Source organism: Rhodococcus sp. FG69 (assembly GCF_057808915.1).
Map to the genome: position 1 here is coordinate 119,539 of NZ_JBMDIX010000014.1, position 22,319 is coordinate 141,857.

Annotated in this window: 3 protein-coding genes; all 3 read right to left on the reverse strand. The window is 64.5% G+C overall.

What is annotated here, in order from left to right:
* Positions 1 to 148: 148 nt before the first annotated feature.
* The gene (locus tag ACODSO_RS13435) at positions 149 to 6,046 is read right to left on the reverse strand and encodes an amino acid adenylation domain-containing protein (protein ID WP_489037323.1); all 5,898 of its coding nucleotides are present in this window, start codon (positions 6,044 to 6,046) and stop codon (positions 149 to 151) included.
* Positions 6,047 to 6,368: 322 nt separating this feature from the next.
* Positions 6,369 to 13,739 (reverse strand): amino acid adenylation domain-containing protein, encoded by a 7,371-nt coding sequence (locus ACODSO_RS13440; protein WP_489037332.1) that lies wholly within the window; start codon positions 13,737 to 13,739, stop codon positions 6,369 to 6,371.
* A 310-nt stretch (positions 13,740 to 14,049) separates the two neighbouring features.
* A partial coding sequence (locus tag ACODSO_RS13445; RefSeq protein WP_489037324.1) for an amino acid adenylation domain-containing protein occupies positions 14,050 to 22,319 on the reverse strand: 8,270 nt, incomplete at its 5' end.

Below are 22,319 nucleotides of genomic sequence, written 5' to 3' on the forward strand. Positions count from 1 at the left end.
AACGACGAACTGAGTCCATATATACCGCATCGTCGCGAACCGTCCGGCGTTACGACCGAGAAAAAACCGGGTCGAAGTCCATTTCACTCGAAAAAAAGCATTCGACTGAATGCTTTTTCGGGACAACTCGTCCCACTACTGTTGGATCTCAGCGACCACCCAGGATCCACTTGTTCAGTATCGGTCCGATTCTCTCCAACGCCGTGGGCGAGGCCAGTTTCCAGTGCGACGTCGCGATCGGGTAGTTGACCGTGCGCTCTGCATTCACAGCGCACTGCCAGGTCGAGACACCCGATTCACCCGACGGATCGTCGAGTCCGGCGGTGAAGTACAGCAGGTCACCGTCGAATTCGACGGGCTCGTAGGCAGCCAGCACCTGCGCGGAGTGCCCGATCCCGTCGACGATGATCTCGATACGTTCTCGCGTCAGCGCATCGAACGGCGCCGGCAACGTCGCCGCTAGTTCGGCAACGCCCTGCACGTCGAGTTCGGCGAGGTCGCGGTCGTTGTCGCCGCCGAACTCGCCCACCAGATCGACCATTGTCGGCAGTGCCGTCGTGCGGCCTTCCGTTCTTCCTATGGTCGCATCCATGACGGCGAGAGTCGCGACCTCGTGCCCGAGTGCCCGTAGCCGAACGGCGACGGCGTGCGCAAGCACCCCGCCCATAGACCACCCGAGTAGGTGGTACGGCCCGGTAGGTCGAACGGCGCGGATCTCGCGCACGTACAGCTCTGCCCAGTCCTCGATCGATATCGGCAACACCCGCTCGCCGGACAGCGCGGGAGACTGCACCCCGTAGATCGCGCAATCTGAGTCGAGGTACGGCGCGAGGCCTGCGAACGCCCACGCCGTCCCGGTGATGGGATGGAAGCAGAATAGTGCTTGCTCGGAGCTGCCCTCGCGGAGAGAAACCAGGACGTCGAACGGTCCACCCGTTTCGGATGCACCCGGATCGCGCTCGATGCGTGCGGCCAACTTGGCGGGCGTAGAGCTACCGAACACCCACGGTAGCGGCACGTCACGACCGAGTGCCGAACCAAGCGTTCCCACCATTCGCACCGCGACCATGGAGTTGCCACCGAGATCGAAGAAGTCGTCGTCGACACCCACTCGTCCAGCGCCGAGAGTGTCGGCGAACACCTGTACCACCAGCGCCTCGGTCTCCGTGCTCGGCGCACGGTACTGCACCTTGTCGAACACCGGGGCGGGCAGAGCTCGACGGTCCACCTTGCCGCTGGAATTCAGGGGAAGGCCGTCCAGAACGACGAACGCAGCGGGGATCATGTAGGACGGTAGTTCGCCCGATAGATACGACTGCAGCGCGGTTCGATCGACCGTCCGACCGTCGGACGGAACTACGTAGGCCACCAACCGGTGGCCGAGCTCGCCGTCCTCGCGCGCCACGACGGCTACGTCGGTGAGGTCGCTGTGCGTGCGGAGAGCGGATTCGACTTCGCCCAACTCGATGCGATAGCCACGAACCTTGACTTGCTCGTCCGTACGGCCGAGGTACTCGAGTTCGCCGTCGCGATTCCATCGAGCGAGGTCTCCGGTTCGATACATGCGTGCGCCGCTGCGGCCGAAGGGATCGGCGACGAACCGCTCGGCCGTCAAGGCCGTACGTGAGGTGTACCCGCGCGCGAGCTGAACCCCGGTGAGGTACAGATTGCCGCCGACACCCGCCGGAACGAGGTTCATTCTGTCGTCCAGCACTAGGCATCCGGTATTCCACGCGGGCGCCCCGACGGGCACGACAGACCTGTCCGTGTTCCCCACCTCGTGATGAGTCACCGACACCGCCGCCTCGGTCGGCCCGTACAGATTCACGAGCTTTCCGGCGTTGCGGCGCCGGAACCACTGTGCGAGACCGGCCGGGAGCTCTTCACCGATCGAATACACCCGCTGGATCGACGCAGGAAGCACCCCGGACGAGTGAGTCAGCAGCGCGTTCAGCATTGTCGGCACGAGACCGAGAGTCGTCACGCCCTCGGCACGGACAACTTCGAGGAGGTACGCCGGATCCGCGTGCAGGCGTGGCTCCGCGATCACCGCTGTACTGCCTGCGAGCAACGCACCCCAGTACTCCCACACGGACAGATCGAACGTCACTGCCGTGTGAACCAGAACCTTGTCGCCGCTCCCAGTCCCGAAGGTGGTACGCAACCACTCCACTTGATTGACGATCGCGCGGTGTGAGACCGCCACACCCTTGGGCCTGCCGGTCGAGCCGGAGGTGAAGATGACGTAGGCAGTATTGTCCGGTCGCAGCGGCGCGATCCGCTCGGAGTCGTCCAGTGGTTCGTCGGACAATCCGGCAAGATCCATCTCGTCCACCGCCACCGTCGGCGCCGTGGTCTGCCAGCCTGCGGAGTCACCGGGGCCGGTGACGACCAACACGGGCTCGGCCGTGTCGATCACGTATGCGTTGCGGTCCGCAGGATTACCACTGTCGATGGGAACGTACGCGGCACCGGTCTTGACGACCGCGTACATCGTCACCAGTAAATCGAGTCCCCGCGGGATCGACAGCGCGACCGCCGACTCCGGCCCGACTCCGCGCGAGATCAGGTAGCGCGCAACCCTATTGACCCGGGAGTCGAATTGCCGGAAGGTCAACCGCTGTCCGTCTGCGACGACCGCTTCGTTGTTCGGCGTGTCGGACACGCGTGCTTCGAACAATGAGACGAGGGTCGCGGACTGACTGATCGGATGTGAGGTCCGATCTGCGGAGTGCACCATCGAGCGCTGCTCGGCAGCACTCATCAGATCGATGTCGCCGATGCGCACGTCTGCATCGTCGACGACGCAACCGAGGACCCGTACGAAACGATCGAGCATCGACTGCGCCGTTGTCTCGTCGAAAAGATCTGTCGCGTAGGACAGCTCGATCCCGAAGGCGGCATCGCCACCGCGGTCGGCACGTTCTGTGATGGTGAAATGCAGATCGGACTTGGCGACGTTCGATTCGAACTCGACGGGTCGGACAGCCAGATCCGGCAGCTCGAGGTCCTTGTGTGCGATGTTCTGGAACGAGAAGCCGACCTGGAACAGCGGACTGTACGCAGAGGACCGCGGCGGATTGATCGCTTCGACGACCCGCTCGAAGGGAACGTCGGAGTTCGCGAACGCAGCGAGGTCCACTTCGCGGACGTCGGCAAGCGAGTCGACGAAGCTGGCGGACGGGTCCATCCTGGTCCTGAGCACGAGTGTGTTGACGAACATGCCGATGAGCCCATCCAGCGCTTCGTCCCCGCGCCCCGCGATAGGTGTGCCGACGACGATGTCGCCGGAGCCGCTCACGCGGCTCAGCAACGCCGCCAGGGCGGTGTGCACCACCATGAACAGCGAGGCACCGTGCTCGTGCGCAACAGCCGTCAAGCCTCGATGGACATCCCCAGGGAGCATCGACCGCACTGCCGCGCCGACGAACGACTGCCGTTCTGGACGCCGACGGTCGGTGGGCAAGTCGATCACGGGAGCGACTCCGCCCAGCTGCTCCTGCCAGTACGCGATCTGCGTGCTGAGCAGCGACTTAGGGTCGGATTCGTCACCGAGCACCTCGCGCTGCCACAGGGCGAAGTCTGCGTACTGCACCGGCAGCGGCGACCACTGCGGGGTCTGCCCGGCTGCACGTGCCGCGTACGCAATCATGACATCGCGGACCAGCACAGGCAGAGATGATCCATCGGCACTGATGTGATGCACGACGATGACTAGTACGTAGTCGCGAGCGTGTTCCGTGCTCGGGTCGTCGACATCGTAGAGCCGGACGAACACCGGTGGAGCCTCGGTGACGTCGAACCGTCGGGTCACCGCCTCGCGCACGCGCTCGGACACGTCTTCTGGACGTACTCGAACCGGCGTCAGATCGGGAACAGCGAGCGCGGCGGGTGACACTGCCTGCGAGGGGCCGTCGGTTTCGTTCGGGTAGGAGGTTCGAAGCACCTCGTGTCGGTCGACGACATCGGCGACGGCCGCTTGAAGGGCGTCGACGTCGAGATTGCCGGACAGGCGCACGGCGATCGGAATGTTGTCCACGATCGACGAGGTGTCGAATTGATTGAGGAACCAATAGCGTTGTTGCGCAAGGGACAACGGGACTCGATCCGGACGTTCGCCCTTGATCAGCTGTGGCCGCTCGTCGATCTCGGATGCCATCGCCACGGATGCTGCGAGTGACTCCACGGACGAACTTTCGAACAGGGTTCGGATCGAGACCGTTCGGCCGAGCGTGGCACTCAATCGCGCCGCCACCTGGGTTGCGATCAACGAGTTGCCACCCAGTTCGAAGAAGTCGTCGTCGAGGCCCACCGTCTCGACTTTCAGCACATCCTCGAACACGCCTGCGACGACCTGTTCCGTGGCGGAGCCGGGCGCGCGGAACTCGCGTTCGATCGACGTCGGCTCGGGCAACGCAGCTCGATCCAGCTTGCCCACCGGCGTCAGCGGTAGTTCGTCGAGCGCGACCACTTGCGCCGGCACCATGTGCCGCGGCAGCCGTTCCTTCACCCACCGCCGAATCACCGATACGTCGAGGGTCGATTCCACCACCGGCAGTACGTAGGTCACCAGCACGGTCGCGGCGGCCCCCTGCTGACCCGTACGAGCTACGGTGACCGCGAACTCGACCTGGGGATGGGAGGTGACGACGGCATCGATCTCACCGAGCTCGATGCGGAAGCCGCGGATCTTGACCTGGAAGTCGCTGCGTCCCACGTACTCGATCTCGTGCGATTCGGGCACGCGACGAACGACATCGCCGGTGCGGTACATACGACTGCCGTCCCCGACCAGCGGATTGGCGACGAAACGCGCAGCCGTCAGCCCCCGGCGATTGTGGTAGCCACGAGCTACCCCCGGCCCCCAGACGTACAGTTCGCCCTTCGCACCACCGACCACCGGACGTAGCCGATCGTCGAGTACAGCCGCCGACATCCCGCGAATGGGAGCACCGATCGACACCACCGCGCCCGCGACCAGCGCATCCGAGATATTGGACATGATCGTCGTCTCGGTCGGACCGTAGCCGTTGAAGAACTCACGAAGACCCCGACCGTCACCCCGCTCGACTGCCCAGCGCGCCAGTAGCTCGGGCGACCACGCCTCGCCACCCACGACCACCACGCGCAAATCAGGCAATCCCTCGGGATCCACCGATGCCAGCGCGGCGGGCGTCACGAACGCATGCGACACGCGCTCGGACACCAACAACTTCCACAACTCGACCCCACCGAACACGGACGCCTCTGCCACGACCATCGTCGAGGACGCACCCACCGCCAGCAGCAACTCCAACACGGACGCATCGAAGCTCGGGGAGGCGAAGTGAAGCGTTCGCGAGTCCGCCGCCAATCCGTAGCGCGTGCGCTGCTCGGCCGCGAAATCGGCCAATCCCGCTTGGGTGACCACCACGCCTTTGGGAACACCTGTCGAGCCCGAGGTGTAGACAACGTAGGCAGCGGACTCCGGCCGTATGCGCCCGACCCGATCCACCGCCGTTATCGGCTCGCACGAGACCCCCGCCAGCAGTTCTTCGACGACGGGGTCATCCAGCACGATCCACTGCACACTCGTCGGCAGTGCCGGTACGAACTCACTCAGGGTGACGCCGATCCGGACACCGGAGTCGAGGACCATCCGTTCCAGACGATCGGCCGGATAACCCGGATCGAACGGAACGAACGCGCCTCCCGACTTCGCTACCGCCCACACCGACAGGACGGATTCCACCGACCTCGGCAGCGCCACACCCACGAACCCGTCGACCTGGACGCCGGCGTTCACCAACACACGTGCCAAGCGGGACGACCGACCGTCGATGTCGCGGTACGACACGCTCGCCGAACCACAGACCACTGCCGTCGAATCCGGACTTCGCTCCACCGCTGCGGCCAACACATCCGGCAACGAGACCGAGCGAACCCGGCGCGTGCGCGGCGCGCGCTTGTCCTTCTTGCGCCCCTTCGATGTGCCCGACTTGGGCGAGCGCTCGACCGCCGTCTCGCCGGAAGCGCCACGGTGCGCGTTGGAATTCGTCGGATTCATCGGTAAGCGTGTCCTCGCAGTCGGTCAGGGATTCGGACTGACTTTTGGGATCCAAATCGGACAAAATAGCCTATTTCTGCATCACAGGCATTTCGTACCATATTCGGACCTACCATGAAGGCTACCAAGGGACGCGAAATCTGCAATTACTCACGATTCACATTCGCGCACGAAGATGACGTGAAGATTAACAATTGCGGACGCGTCGAGATAAAACCGAGATAATCAGCGAATTTACGAGAATTGCGTCACAAACATTCTCTATGACGGTTTTACGGCGCCGCGCAGACTCTCCCCCTGCCCCTGCGCGGCGCCCTGGCTATCAGCCGAATACTGTCCAGCCCGCCGTCGAACGACTGGTTGGGAGCGTATTTCCGATCGGATGCTCGACGAGCACCACCGAGGCAAGGTCCTCGGCGTCGATAGTGTCACCGAGGGCCTCGGCCTCTGCCCCGGAAACGAATGCGTGCGTCACCCAGTGTTCGACAGCGACCACATCGACAGAATTGGCCTGTCCTGAGTCGAGAATCACCATCGCCGCACCGGTGGACGACGCGAGCACCCATTCCATTGCAGACCAAACGTTACCGAATCCCGCAGTCCCGTACGTGCGGGACTCGTAGGTCAACCCGATGTGCTCGCGCAGTGAATCGGCAAGTGTGACGACGTCGCCGTGCGATATCGGTTCACGAGCGTCATCGAAGAATGCAAACGGATCCTCGGGCCGAAGCAATCTCACACGCTCCGAATACGACACGGGACGTGACGAGCGCCCGGCGACCGAGTCGATCACGGATTTCGCGTTCAGAACGATCCACTCGTCGACCGTATTCTCGACACCGTCTGCGGTCGCAGCAATGCCGAGAGCAGCAGAGTCGGCCGCCTCGACTGCCGTCGCAGCGCCGCTCTTCGCGACGGCCCACAGCGCGACGACACGCTCCTCGGAGCGCGGAACAGCCACGACCACCGAATCGCCAGGACCGATGCCGCGTGCGATCAGTTCACGAGCGAGTTGTGAAGACCTCTCGTCGACCTCGGCGAATGTGATGTCGACATCACCGACCGAAATGGCCGGGGCGTCGGGATCGTCGTCGACCACGGTTCGCAGCACTTGCGCGAGGGTCGCACCCTCGACCACCGACGGCGACGCAACGTCGTCGGGTGACGGCGCCGTGAGAACGTGCCCGGCGTCGGCGTCGGCATCGGACTGCATGTCGATGTCCCCGACGATCAGTTCGGTGTCGCGACCGACAGCATCGAGCACCTTCGTGAACCGCTCGCCGAGCCGGACAACCGACTCTTCGTCGAACAGATCCGTCGCGTACGTGAAGACGATGCGGAGCCGATCGCCGACGCCCTCGACCGTGATCTGAAGATCGAACTTGGCCGCCAGTTCGGCACCATCGAGCACCGCAACGGACAGTCCCGGCAATTCGAGGCTTGCCTGCTCCTGGTTCTGCAGCGACAGGACTACCTGGAAGATCGGATGTCGGGCCACCGATCGCGCCGGGGCGACCGCATCCACCACCCTCTCGAACGGGACATCCGCGTTGGCGAAGGCTCCGAGGTCCACGTTCCGCACCCGGTCGAGAAGATCGCCGAATCGGTCGGCGGGATCGACATCGACTCGTAGAGCGAGCGTGTTGACGAACATTCCGACCAGTCCGTCGAGGGCGGCATCACCGCGGCCGGCTACCGCTGTACCGATTGCGATGTCCCGTCCGCCGCTGATGCGAGCCAACAGCACAGCCAACGCGCTGTGCACGACCATGAACAGCGAGGCGTTGTTCTCACGCGCGATCGCAGCGAGTGACTCGGTCGATTCCGCAGACAGTTCGGTCGACCACGAGCGCCCACGCATCGACTGCTGCGGCGGACGCGGCCTGTCCGTAAGCAGGTCCAACTCGTCGGGAACTCCCGACAACTGCTCCGTCCAGTATCGAAGTTGTGCTGCGGCGAGGGAGTCGGCGTCCTCCGCAGTGCCCAGAACGTCGTGCTGCCAGAGCGCGTAGTCCGCGTACTGCACGGGTAGCGGGGCCCAGGCGGGCGCCGAACCGGACGTCCGCGCCACGTAGGCAGTCATCACATCACGCGCCAGCGGAGCCATCGACACCCCGTCGGCGGAGATGTGATGCACGGAGACGGCGAGGACATGATTGTCCTCGGCGAGCGCGAACAGCTGCACACGCACCGGTACGCCGCTCGACACGTCGAAACCACGTGTGATCGTCTCGCGAACTCGGTCGATCAGTTCCATCTCGCTGGCACAGGCGATCGGCGCCAGATCGAGCCCGACATCCGCGACGTCGCCGATCTGTTGGAACGGCCCGTCCTCGTCCGACGGGTAGCTCGTGCGCAGGCTCTCGTGCCTGTCTATGACATCGCGAATGGCGAGGTCGAGTGCACCGAGATCGAGCTCACCCGACAGCCGAATCGCCAGCGGGATGTTGTAGACGGACGAGCCAGGGTCGAGTCGATTGAGGAACCACATTCGTTGCTGGGCCAGCGACAGCGGGATGCGCGACGGCCGTTCGGCAGCGACGAGTGTTCTGCGGCCCCCGACGCCGAGACGCCGGCTTGCACACGACGCGAGAGCGGCGACCGTCGGTGATTCGAACAGCTCACGAACCGTCACGTCGCTACCGAGCGCTGCGTTCAATCGCGCGATGACCCTGGTCGCGTCGAGCGAGTTGCCGCCGAGCTCGAAGAACGAGTCGTCCGCGCCCACGGCGTCGTGGACGAGAACCTGCCCGAACACCTCGGCAACCGCCTTCTCGGCAGGAGTACTCGGCGCGCGGAAGGCGGACGCGGATGCGTACACCGGAACCGGCAAGGCGCGACGATCCAGCTTGCCGTTGACGGTCAGCGGTAGCTCGTCCAGGATCTCGATGACGTCCGGAACCATGTAGCTAGTGAGGAACTGGGCGGCAATGGACCGCAGTCGGGCGAGATCGATACTCGCGCCCGCCGACGGTACGACGTAGGCGACCAACGATTCCGTGGCCCGATCCCCTGCGCCGGCGACGCCGCGGACGTCACGGCGCACGATGGCCACCACCTGAGCGACGTCGGCGTCGCGCAACAGCGCGGATTCGACTTCACCGAGTTCGATCCGGAATCCACGTAGCTGCACCTGTGAATCGCTACGACCTGCGTACTCGAGTTGCCCGGACGCGTTCCAGCGACCGCGGTCGCCCGTTCGGTACATCACCGATCCGCTCGGCCCGAACGGATCGGCGGCGAACCGAGTGGCCGTCAGAGCGGGTTTGCCGAGGTAGCCTCGCGCAAGCTGCGCACCGCTGACGTACAGCTCGCCGTCGACGCCGACCGGAGCGAGACCGAGCCTCGAATCGAGAACTCGCACAGTCAATCCGGGCAAGGCGTCGCCGATGACACTGGCCGTTGCGCGATGGGCGAGCTCACGCGAAAGCGCCAGGTACGACACGTGCACGGTGGTTTCGGTGATGCCGTACATGTTGACCAGCAGCGGTCCGTCCGGATGGCGGGCGTACCAGCGATCGAGGGACCCCAGATCGAGCGCTTCGCCACCGAATACGATGTAGCGCAACGACAACTCGGCAGCACGCTCTCCCGCAGACCGTTCGGCCTCGGCCAGCTGCGCGAAGGCAGACGGCGTCTGGTTGAGGACGGTGACACGTTCGCGTGCGAGCAATTCGAGAAACTTGTCGGGTGAGCGGGACGTGAAGTAGTCCACGGTGACCAGCCGTCCACCCGCCAACAGCGGGCCCCAGATCTCCCATACCGAGAAGTCGAATGCGTACGAGTGGAACATCGTCCACACGTCCTCGCGCCCGAACTCGAATCTCTTCGCTGCGGCCGCGAACAGCATCGTGACATTTCGGTGGGTGACGGTGACGCCCTTGGGTCGCCCCGTCGAGCCCGACGTGTAGATCACGTAGGCGACGTTGCCAGCGGAGATACCGCTGGGGAGTTCGTCACCGGAAAGGGCTGATCCGTCGTATTCGGCAAGCTCCGCGCCGTCGACGAAGATGACCGGGCATTCGAGCGTACCGAGCGACTCCACCTCTCCCGAGGACGTGATCACCGCGCTCGGGGCCGCATCGCCGAGGATGTACGACAGCCGCTCGGCCGGATTGCTCGTGTCGACGGGCAGGTATCCCGCACCGGCCTTCAGGACACCGAGGATGGCAGCGATCAGATCGGCGGATCGAGGGAGAGCCACCGCAACGAGACTTTCGGGACCGATTCCCTTGTTCGACAGCGCTCGTGCAACTCGGTTGGCGGCGCTGTCGAGCTCTGCATAGCTGAGTGTGACGTCGCCACTCGTAACGGCCGGCGCCTCCGGATTGGCAGCGACAACAGCCTCGAAGCGTGCGGGGAGCGTGGCATCACCCGAATCGACGGCTTCGGAGCGGACATCGCTCAGGTGCGCACGCTCGTTCGCGTCGAGGATGTCGATGTCCCCGATGACGACATCGGGGTCGGCGACGACCGCGTTCACGACCGCAGTCAGTCGACGAGCGAAACTCACCGCGGTGTCTTCGTCGAAGATGTCTCGCGCGTAGGTCAATTCGACCACCAACGGCCCCTCGGCACCCGCGTCCGACAGCATCTCGGTGATGGCCAACTGCAGATCGAACTTTGCGATATCGAGATCGAGGTCGACGCCCGCCACCGTCAACCCGGGGAGGGCGAACCGAGTCGGTTCCATGTTCTGGAACGTCAGCATGACCTGGAAGATCGGGTGGCGCGCTGCACTTCGTTCCGGATCGAGAATCTCCACCAGACGCTCGAACGGCAGATCGGCATGTGCGAATGCCTCGAGATCGGTGTTGCGCGTGTCGTTCAGCAACTGGCGGAAGCCGAGGTTCGGCGACGCGTCGGTTCGGAGTACGAGTGTGTTGACGAACATGCCGATGAGGTCGTCGAGCGCTTCCTCACCGCGACCTGCGACGGGCGTTCCGACCGCGATGTCCGCGGAGTCCGACAAACGTGACAGCAGAACCGCGAGTGCCGCGTGCACGACCATGAAGACGCTGGCGCCCGACTCCGTCGCCAATGCCTTCAAGCGTCGATGCGTATCGGTGTCGATCGTAAATGTGTGCGTAGCACCGACATTGGACGCGACAGCGGGCCGCGGTCGATCGAACGGCAGACCCAGTTCGGTCGGCAGGTCCGCCAACGCCGAAGTCCAGTACTCGATTTGATCGGCGATGACCGAATCGGGCTCGTGCTCGGACCCGAGGACGTCGCGCTGCCACAGCGTGTAGTCCGCATACTGAACTGGCAACGGCGCGAAGTTAGGCAGCGCGTTCTGGCTACGCGCGTGGTACGCCGTCATCACATCACGAGTGAGCGGGCCCATCGAGACCCCGTCACCGGAGATGTGGTGCACGACGAGGATCAGAACGTGCTCCTCGTCCGACACCTGCAGAAGCCGAACACGAAGGGGCACCTGCACTGTGACGTCGAACCCTGTCGACACCATGTCGCGCACCGCCATGGCGACGTCGCTCGGTTCGACGACGACCGGCGTCAACTCGGGGAACACGTCGTCGACGGACTGGATGACCTGATACCCGATACCGTCGACGTCGGGGTAGGACGTCCGCAGCGACTCGTGCCGCTCGATCACGTCACGAATGGAGTGAGAGAGCGCCTGTACGTTCAGTCGGCCGGACAGCCGAATCGCCACCGGAATGTTGTTCACGGCGGACTCGGTGTCGAACCTGTTCAGGAACCACATTCGCTGCTGGGCCAGCGACAGTGGGATGGCATCGGGGCGCACCCGAGGTGCCAATGCGGCGCGGGCATCGCCGAGAGTTCGCGAGGAGATCTCGCGCGCAAGATCTTCGACGACAGGGTTGCCGAACAGCAACGGCACCGGGATTCGGACGTCGAGTGCTGCACCGAGACGCGCAACCAGCCTGGTCGCAGCGAGGGAATTGCCACCCAGGTCGAGGAACGAGTCGGTTCTGCCGACGCGTTCGATTCCGAGGACCTCGGCGAAGATGTCCGCGACGGTCTGCTCCAGCTCGGTCGCCGGCGCCACGAACTCCCTGGCCGCGAACACGGGAGCCGGAAGGGCAGCGCGGTCGAGCTTGCCGACGGGAGTGAGCGGAACCGAGTCCAACTCGATGATCTGAGCCGGGATCATATGCGCGGGCACCACGCTGCCCAGGTAGTCGGCGAGCTCGCCGACGTCGAGCGCACCGCCATCCAGTGCGCCGCCGTCGATCGACTGCACGTAGGACACCAATGCGGCATCACCCGAGGGCAATTCGTGGCCGACGGTGGCCGCGAACTGTACCCGTGGATGTGCGGTGAGCACACTGTCGATTTCACCCAGCTCGATCCGGAAGCCACGGATCTTGACCTGGAAATCGGACCGGCCGAGGTAGTGGATGACGCCGTCGACGTCACGTCGAACGACGTCTCCCGTGCGGTACATGCGCACACCGGCGATACCCGCCGGTGCGTCTGCGAACGGGTTCGCCACGAACCGCTCCGACGTCAGCGCCGCGCGGTCGTTGTAACCCTCGGCAAGCTGCGCACCTGCAAGGTAGAGCTCTCCACTGACACCCGCCGGCACCGGTCGAAGCCGGGTGTCGAGTACGAATGCACCGAGTCCTGCGATCGGGGTGCCGATGACCGGCGACTCCCCTGCGGGAAGCGGCGCAGTGCTGGTCGCGAGAACAGTTGCCTCGGTGGGCCCGTATCCGTTGAAGAACTGGCGTGGCGGCAATCCGTCACCGCGTTCGGCATCCACCCATCTCGCGACGAGCTCACCGGTGAACGTGTCGCCTGCGACGACGACCACTGCGAGATCCGGCAGTCCTGTGGGATCGACCGATCCCAGTGCCCCTGGAGTGATAAGTACATGCGTCACACGTTCGGCACGCAGAAGGTCGGCCAGTTCCTGGCCCCCCTTGATCGAGGGCGGAGCCACGACGAGCGTCGCGCCGGACGTGAACGCCAGAAGCAATTCGAGAACCGAGACATCGAAGCTGGGCGAGCAGATGTGCAACATTCGGGAGTCGGACGTGAGCCCGTAATGCGGGCGCTCGGCAGCCACGAGCGGGCCGAGCCCGGAATGGGTGACGACGACGCCCTTCGGCATTCCCGTCGAACCGGAGGTGTAGATGATGTAGGCCGCGTGCGATTCGAGCAGCGGCCGCACCCGATCCGCGTAGGAGATCGGATGCGATGGCCGTGCCTCGACGGCCGACAACAGTGCCGAATCGTCCAGCGCAAGCCAGTCCACGCCGCCGGGGAGATCCGAGATGTGATGGGAAACGGTGAGGCCGAGGACTGCGCCGGAATCCGACACCATGTGTCGAATGCGATCGAGCGGATAGGTCGGGTCCACCGGCACGAATGCGGCACCCGTCTTGGCGACCGCCCACACTGCAAGCACCGATTCGATCGACCTCGGCAGGGCCAGTGCCACTCTGTCACCCGGCCCGACCCCTCGATCGATCAAAGCCCGCGCCAACTGCGACGACCGTTCGTCGAGTTCGCGGTAGGTCAGCTCCGTGCCCGCACACGTCAGGGCAGCCTTCTCACCCGCCGTTTCGACAGCACCGGTGAGTAGCTGAGACAACAGCTCCGCACGAACACCCGTCCGACGCGTCGGACGTTCTCCACGCGACCGACGACCGGCGCCACGAGTCGCGCCAGGGACCCGAGCGCGGGATTCACTCGCACTCATGTCGCCGAGCCCGTGTTCGATCTTCCAGGAGTGCGGAACGTCATGTATGCGGATCACCTTCGTTGTCGACAATTCGTTGTTCGGCCCACGCGTTACCCGTGACCGCCGTCGAGGACACACGATCGAATCCAACGAGCGACGTTCGGTCGCCCGTTTCGGGCAGGGAACGAGAACAGCCAAGTTTACCGAGCCGTCCTCAGTTCTCCCCGCGCGGACGAAGGAGCAGACCCCAGATCTACTTCTTCGCCTCAGGGATCTATCCCGGTTTCGTGCGAAATCGTTACCGGAAGTCCCCGAGGTCGATCGGCACCTACAGATTCGTCACGGTGCGCCCGTCTGCCCACGCGTCGACCGCATCTCCCGTGGCTGGACCATCTGTGACGACCACCACTACGAGATCGTCCAGGTCGTCCGGACCCGATCCTTCGAGTACGTCCATCGGCACGAACGCGTGCGTCGCCCACGATTCGAACAGAAGGTCGACCACCGAGTCGGCGCCGACGTTCGGTTCACCCATTATCAGCGCGCCTCCGCGCGATGTCACCGCGAACGCCTCGAATATCGACGCGTCGGAGTCGAACGAACCGTAGAGGAAGCTACGTGTGTCGTAGGTCAGTTCGAACCGTTCGGCGTACTCACCGAGACGGTGCATCAGCTCCGATTGCGTGAGCGAGCCCGAGGACAGCGTGATCGCTGTGTGGTCTCCGGACAGCGGCTGGAGCCGGTCGGTGTACGAGACCGGATGTCCTGGGCGATCTGCCGTTTCGCGCCCGAAGTCGACGCTGTCCACCACGACCCAGGTCGGACCGTCCGGTGCCGTCGCCAGGTGAACGCCGACGGTCACACCGAACTGCGCGTCACCGACCTGGCGACTCGAACCGGGCTGCGACGGAACGACCGCCGCACCCGTCTTGGCCACCGCCCACAACGCCTCGATCGCCGTCGTCGAACGCGTGAGGTGCACCACTACCGACGTTCCCGGTCCGACGCCCCGTTCGATCAGCGAACGAGCGAGTTTCGACGACGCGATGTCGAGTGCTCGGTAGCTGATTTCGTCCTCGCCCGATATGAGCGCCGGGGCTTCGGGATCGTCCTCGACAACCTCCGCCAATACCTTCGGAAGTATCTGCAAGTCGGACCCGAACGATCCTCCGGCTCCGAGCGTGCCGGACTCCGGTCCCGTGGAGGCAGTCACAATGCGTTCTCGCTCGCCCGCATCGAGAATGTCGATCGTCCCGACCTGCCCGTTCGGCTCGTCGATCAACGCATCGAGAATCGAGAGGAACCATCGACTCAGTTCGCTCACGTACCGACCGTCGAGGAACGTGTCGAGGTACTTGAATGTCAGCTCCAACTGTGCCTCGACCACCGTCAGCACGGTCAACGGATAGTGCGTGGCGTCGTTGACACCGACACCGGTGATGTGCAGACCGTCGACCGAACTGGCCGCTGCGATCGCGTCACGGTCGATGGGATACGACTCGAACACGAGCAGGGTGTCGAACAGCCTGTCCAGGCCGATTCGCTGCTGGATCTCCGTGAGCCCCACGTAATGATGATCGAGCAGGTCCGCCTGTTGACCCTGCAGTCGAACGAGGGTCTCCGCCCGCGAGCGCCGATCACCGATATCGACCCGGACCGGCAGCGTATTGATGAAGAGACCGACCATCGATTCCACGCCGGCGAGATCGGCCGGACGCCCCGAAACGGTGGCACCGAACACGACATCGGAACGCCCGGTCAGACGGCCCAGCAGAATTCCCCACGCTGCCTGCACCACGGTGTTGACGGTGACGCCCAGATCCGAGGCCATGGCGCTCAGCGCGGCGGTCCGCTCCTCGGAGAGCGACACCTCGATCTTGTCGATGACCGGTGCCCCACCGGAACGCCGCACACTCTCGGTGAGCAGTGTCGGTTCGGAAACGCCGTGCAGAGCATCCTCCCATCGATCGAGCGAGTCACCTCGGTCCCGACCGTCGAGCCAGGACAGGAAGTTGCGGAACGGACGCACCCGCGGAAGCACGGACGAGTCCGCATGCACGGCGTACAACACCAACAGGTCCTGCATGAGCAACGGCATCGACCATCCGTCGAGCAGGATGTGGTGACTGGTGATACCGAGGTGCCAGGCATCTTCGGCCACCTTGATGAGCGTGAACCTGATGAGCGGCGGCGCCGACATGTCGAAGCGCTCCGCCTGTGCGGCTACGAGTATCCGCTTCGCCTCGGCCCGTCGTTCGGCCTCGGCCAGATGAGTCAGATCGATCTCGCGGAACGGCAGCTTCAACTCGCCGACAACCACCTGAGTCGGCCGTCCGTCACTGTCGGACACGAACGCAGCTCGGAGGTTGGCGTGGCGATCGAGCAACGCCTGCCCGGATGCGCGGAGTCGCTCGGTGTCGACGACGCCGGAGAGGTCGAGCACCGCCTGCATCGTGTAGACGTCCACCGTCGTCTCGGTCATCATCGCGTGGAACAACAAGCCCGACTGCAACGGCGTCAGCGGCCAGACATCTTCGACAGGCTCGTATTTCGACTCCCACGTATCGATCTCGGCCTGAGTGGACTCGATCAGCGGCAGATCCGACGGCGTCAATCCACCTGCTTCGGCGGTGTGGCTGTGTCCGGCCAGAGCACGCATCGCATCGGTCCACAGATCGGCCAACTCCCGGACGTCCGCACGGTCGAGAAGTCCGGTCGGGAACGCGAACGTGGCGCCCAACTTCGGACCGTCCGGGCTGTCCGTGACGATGGCGTTGATGTCGATCGTCGAGTTCGCGGGCATGTCGTCGTCCATCGACGCAGTGAGCGAACCGAGCGTCCCGGTGGGTGCCCATCCGATATCCGCGAGCTCGGCCGGGATCTCGGTGGCCGAGATTCGACCCAGGTAGTTGAAGCTGATCTGCCCCGCCGGTACCGACTCCAGCTCTGCAGCCGTCTCCTCGTCGAGGTACCGCAGTAGTCCGTAGCCCATTCCGCGATCAGGGATCTGGAGGATCTGCTCCTTTACTGCCTTGACCGCCGAACCGATGGCGGGCCCGCCGGAGAACGCCTCGCCGATATCCAGCCCGTCCAGACGAAGCGCCAGCGGGTAGGCGCTGGTGAACCAGCCGATCGTCCGCGACAGATCGGCCCCGGGCACCACCGTTTCCTCACGTCCGTGCCCTTCAAGGGCGAACAGTGAACTCGTGGTGTGAATCCCGCGGTTCTCGCGCCAACGTGCGAGCGCCAACGCCAACGTTGCCAGCAGGCCGTCGTTGACACCGCCCCGGAACAGACGCGGGACAGTGGTCAGCAACGCGTCGGTGACGTCGGGTGAGATGTCGACCTCGACGCGTTCGACGGTGCGGGCCACGTCGACAGTCGGATCGAACGCGCGCCGACCCAGGAGTGGATCGTCGATGTCCGCCAACGATGTCCACATCGGCAACTCTTCGCGGCGCGCAGGAGCCGCCGCGGCCTGGACCAACCCGTGCGCCCAACGACGCATCGAGGTGCCGACCGCCGGAAGCGAAACGGCCTGGCCTGCAGCGAGTTGCGACCATGCAACCGCAAGATCCGGGAGCAGAATGCGCCAGGTGACGCCGTCGACGACGAAGTGATGGGCAACGATGAGCAGGACTCCGCGACGATCGTCCCTGTCCGTCTCGGTATCGAAGTCGAACCAGACGAACTGGACCATGGCTCCCGCTGCGGGGGCGAGGCGCCCCATCGCGGCGTTCAACCTGTCGGAGGCGAGGGCCTCCAGGTCGGCCCCGGAGATCGACGCATCGACGCGCACCCGTTCGAGCGCGCCGCCCACGTCGACAGTGCCCTGAGCCCGGACGCTCAGTTCGCCGCCCGCATACACCGCCCGGAACATGTCGTGGTGGTCGATCACTGCCGACAGGGTCGCAGTCAGCACGTCTTCGTCGATTCCGGCAGGCAGACTCACCGAGACCGACTGCGAGAACCTGTCGAGGCCCCCGCCCGCTGCCGTCACCTTGCGCATGATCGGGGTCAGCGGCATCGAGCCGACGCCGCCGCCCGGCAATTCGGAGAGTACGGCGGGGCGGTCCGAATCACTGACCCGCACAGCAACTTCGGCGAGACCGGCCACCGATCGTCGTTCGAACACGTCCCGCGGAGTGAAGGACACACCCCGGGCCTTGGCACGCGAGACGAGCTGAATGGACACGATGCTGTCGCCGCCGAGCGCGAAGAAGGACTCGTCCACACCCACCCGCGGCACGCGCAGGACATCTGCGAACACCTCGGCGATGATCTCCTCGATGTCGGTTTCCGCTGCGCGGAACACCTGCTCCTGGAACACCGGTTCCGGGAGCGCGCGTCGGTCGAGTTTGCCGACCGGGGTCAACGGGACCTCGTCCAGGACGACGATCGACGCGGGCACCATGTGCGACGGCAATGTCTGGCCGACGAACTCCGTCAGCGTGGCCTGATCCACGGTAGCGCCGACCGTCGGCAGGACGTACGACACGAGAACCGTTGCACCCGAGGGAAGGTTCTTCCCGAGGGTGGCTGCGAACGCAACCGAGTCGTGAGCGGTCAGCGCCGCGTCGACCTCACCGAGCTCGACCCGGAATCCACGGATCTTGACCTGGAAGTCCGATCGCCCGACGAATTCGAGCTCGAAGGTGCCTGTGCGCGTGGTCCACCGGACGAGGTCCCCGGTGCGGTACATCCGCGCACCTGGTGCCGCGTAGGGATCGGCGACGAACCGGGAAGCGGTCAGCCCACCGCGTTCGTGGTAGCCGCGAGCGAGTCCCTCGCCCGCGAGATAGAGCTCTCCCGCAACGCCGACGGGGACGGGCCGCAGTCGGCCGTCCAGGACGAGCGCGGCCGTGCCCCGAACCGGCGAACCGATGGTGATCGGTCGACCGGGCTCGAGTTCGGCGTAGGAGGAGATGATCGTCGTCTCCGTCGGGCCGTAGCCGTTGAAGTACCGCCGGCCGGGTGCCCACCGCGCAAGGAGCTCAGGCGTCGTCACATCTCCACCGACGGAGAGGACCTCCAGGTCGTCCATGCCGTCGGCGTCCATCGTCCCCAGCACGGCCGGCGTGATGATCGAGTGAGTGACCTTCTCGGAGAGAAGGATTTCTGCCAGGTCCGGTCCACCGATGACGTCGGAAGGAACGATCACCAGTCGAGCGCCGGTGGAGAACGCGACCATCCATTCGAGAACCGATGGATCGAAACTCGGCGAGCAGATGTGCAGGAAGCGACTCGCCGATGTCACCCCGTACAACTCGACCGCGGAATCGAGCACGCCGCGCAGGCTCGCGTGGGTGACGACGACGCCCTTGGGCAGCCCCGTCGAGCCCGAGGTGTAGATCACGTACGCCGCGTGGTCGGTCGTCAGTGCCGAACGGCGCTCTCCGTCAGCGATCGGCTCGGTGGACCGTGCGTCGACCTCTCGGCGAAGCGCGACGTCGTCGAGCAGCAACCAGGATTCGCCCGGCAACGCATCGACGTATTCCGACGCCGTGATCGCCACGACGGCAGCCGAATCGGACAGCATGTGTTCGATCCGATCCGTCGGATAGTTCGGGTCGACGGGCATGTGCGCACCGCCTGCCTTGGCTACCGCCCAGACGCATACGAGCATCTCGTACGAGCGCGGGAACGCGAGTGCAACGACAGTGTCCGGCCCGACTCCTCGTTCGATGAGCGTCCGCGCCAGCTGCGAGGACGACTCGTCGAGTTCGCGGTAGGTCACCGGTCTGCCCGATATCCGTACGGCGACGGCGTCGGGGTCGAGGGCGACGCCCGCTGTCAGGATCTCCTGCAGTGTCGTGGCCGAACCAGCATCACCACCGAAGACGTGAGTCAGAGCATCGGCTTCGCCGGCATCGAGGAGTGCGAGATCGCCGACCGGTCGAGACGGGTTCGCGATCGCGTCGTCGAGCAAGCGGACGAATCGCACCGCGAAATCGGAAATCGTCGACTCGTCGAACATGTCTGCGGCATAAGAGAACTCAGCCGAGATACCGTCGAGTTCGCCGTCACCGAGCACGTGCTCGCGCAGAGTGAGCGAGAGATCGAATTTCGCGATGTGGGCCTCGAACGGAACACCGCTGACATGAAGATCCGGCAGTTGCAGATCGGTCGACGGGAGGTTCTCGAACGACAACGCCACCTGGAAGAGCGGATGACGGGCGGTGGACCGTTCGGGGTTGAGTACCTCCACGAGCCGTTCGAACGGGATGTCGGCATGAGCGAAGGCCTGCAGATCTGCCTCTTTCGCTCGCGCGAGAATCTCGGTGAAGGATCGGTCGGGCTCGACGTGAGTCCGCAACACCAGAGTGTTGACGAACATTCCGACCATGTCGTCGAGCTCGGACTGTCCTCGACCCGCGATGGGCGCGCCGATAGCGATGTCGTCGGTACCGGACATCCTGGCGAGGAATACCGCCATCGCAGTGTGCACGACCATGAACAGCGTGCTCGACGTTGTCCGCGCCACGTCCACCAGAGCCCGGTGGGTGTCCGCGTCGATGCGGAATGGAACTTTCCCGCCCACGTAGTTGCGCACCGACGGCCTAGTGCGGTCGGTAGGGAGATTGAGTTCGTCCGGTAGACCGGCCAGTGCACTCTTCCAGTACGCAACCTGCTGCGAGGCAATCGAATCCGGATCGTCCTCACTACCGAGAACCTCACGCTGCCACAACGCGTAATCCGCGTACTGCACCGGCAACGGAGCCCAACCGGGCGCCTCACCAGCCGAACGCGCCGCATACGCGATCATCACATCGCGGGTGAGCGGCCCCATCGACCATCCGTCGGCCGAGATGTGGTGCGCGACCAGAACGAGGACGTACTCGTCCTCCGCGACCTGAAGCAGTTCGCCTCGCATCGGCAACTCGGTGGTCACGTCGAATCCAGCCGAAATGACTGCTTCTACTCGTCGAGCAACGTCCGCCGGATCCACAGGCTGAGGCTCCAACGTCGGTGCAGCAGCCGAAACAGGCAGAATCACCTGTGCGGCAATGCCATCCGTGTCCGGGTAGACCGTGCGCAGCGATTCGTGGCGCGCGAGGACGTCCCGCACCGCAGCATTGAGAGCCTCGATATCGAGCGATCCCGACAGCCGGACCGCCACCGGGATGTTGTTGACCGCGGACTCGGTGTCGAAGCGGTTGAGGAACCACATCCGCTGCTGCGCCAACGACAACGGAACCATCTCCGGACGCTCCCGCGCCACCAACGGAACCCGCACACCCGACCCCACCGACTGCTCCACCCGAACCGCCAACGCACCCACCGACGGCGCCTCGAACACCAACCGCACCGGCACCACCGCATCCAACGCCACACCCAACCGCGACACCACCTGCGTCGCAATCAACGAATTACCACCCAACGCAAAGAAATCATCATCCACACCCACCCGATCCACACCCAACACCTCGGAAAACACCCGCGCCACCGCCTCCTCCACCGGAGTAGACGGAGCCCGAAACACCACAGCCTCGAACACCGGATCCGGCAACGCCGCACGATCCAACTTCCCATTCACGTTCAACGGCAACGCATCCAACACCACAAACGCCGACGGCACCATGTACGACGGCACCAGTCCACCCAACTCCGCCTTCACCGCACCCACATCCAACTCAACCCTCGACCCATCCACACCCTTCCCACCCACCACATACGCCACCAACTGATCCCCCGCAAACTCATCCACCCGAGCCACCACCGCAACATCGACCACCCCACCCAACCCACGCAACGCCGACTCGATCTCCCCCAACTCGATCCGGAACCCACGCACCTTCACCTGAAAATCACTACGCCCCACATACTCCAACTCACCAGAACCACTCCACCGCACCACATCACCCGTCCGATACAACCGCGAACCCACACCCACACCCGCAACACCCACAAACGGATTCGCCACAAACCTCTCCGCCGTCAAATCCACCCGACCCACATACCCACGCGCCAACTGCACACCCGCCAAATACAACTCACCCGACACACCCACCGGCACCGGATGCAACCGCTCATCGAGCACCAACACACCCGTATTCCACTCCGGCACACCAATCGGCACACCCGACACATCACCCGCACCCACCTCATGCACCGTCACCGACACCGCAGCCTCGGTCGGACCATACAAATTGAACAAACCACCCGCATTACCCCGACGGAACCACTGCGCCGTCGCACCCGGCAACGCCTCACCGATCGCCAACACCCGCACCAACGACCCCGACAACACCCCACCCGACACCGCCAACAACGCCGACAACATCGACGGCACCACATGCAACGTCGTCACCGACTCCGCCACCATCAACTCATGCAAATACGCCGCATCCCGATGACCCTCCACCGACGCCACCACCACCGACGCACCCGACACCAACGCCGACCAAAACTCCCACACCGACAAATCGAACGTCGCCGCAGTCTTGAGCAACACCACATCCCCCACACCCAAACCGAACTCAGCCCGCTTCCACACCAACTGATTCACCACAGCCTCATGCGAAACCGCCACACCCTTCGGTCGACCCGTCGACCCCGACGTGAAAATCACATACGCCGAATTCGACCCCCGCAACA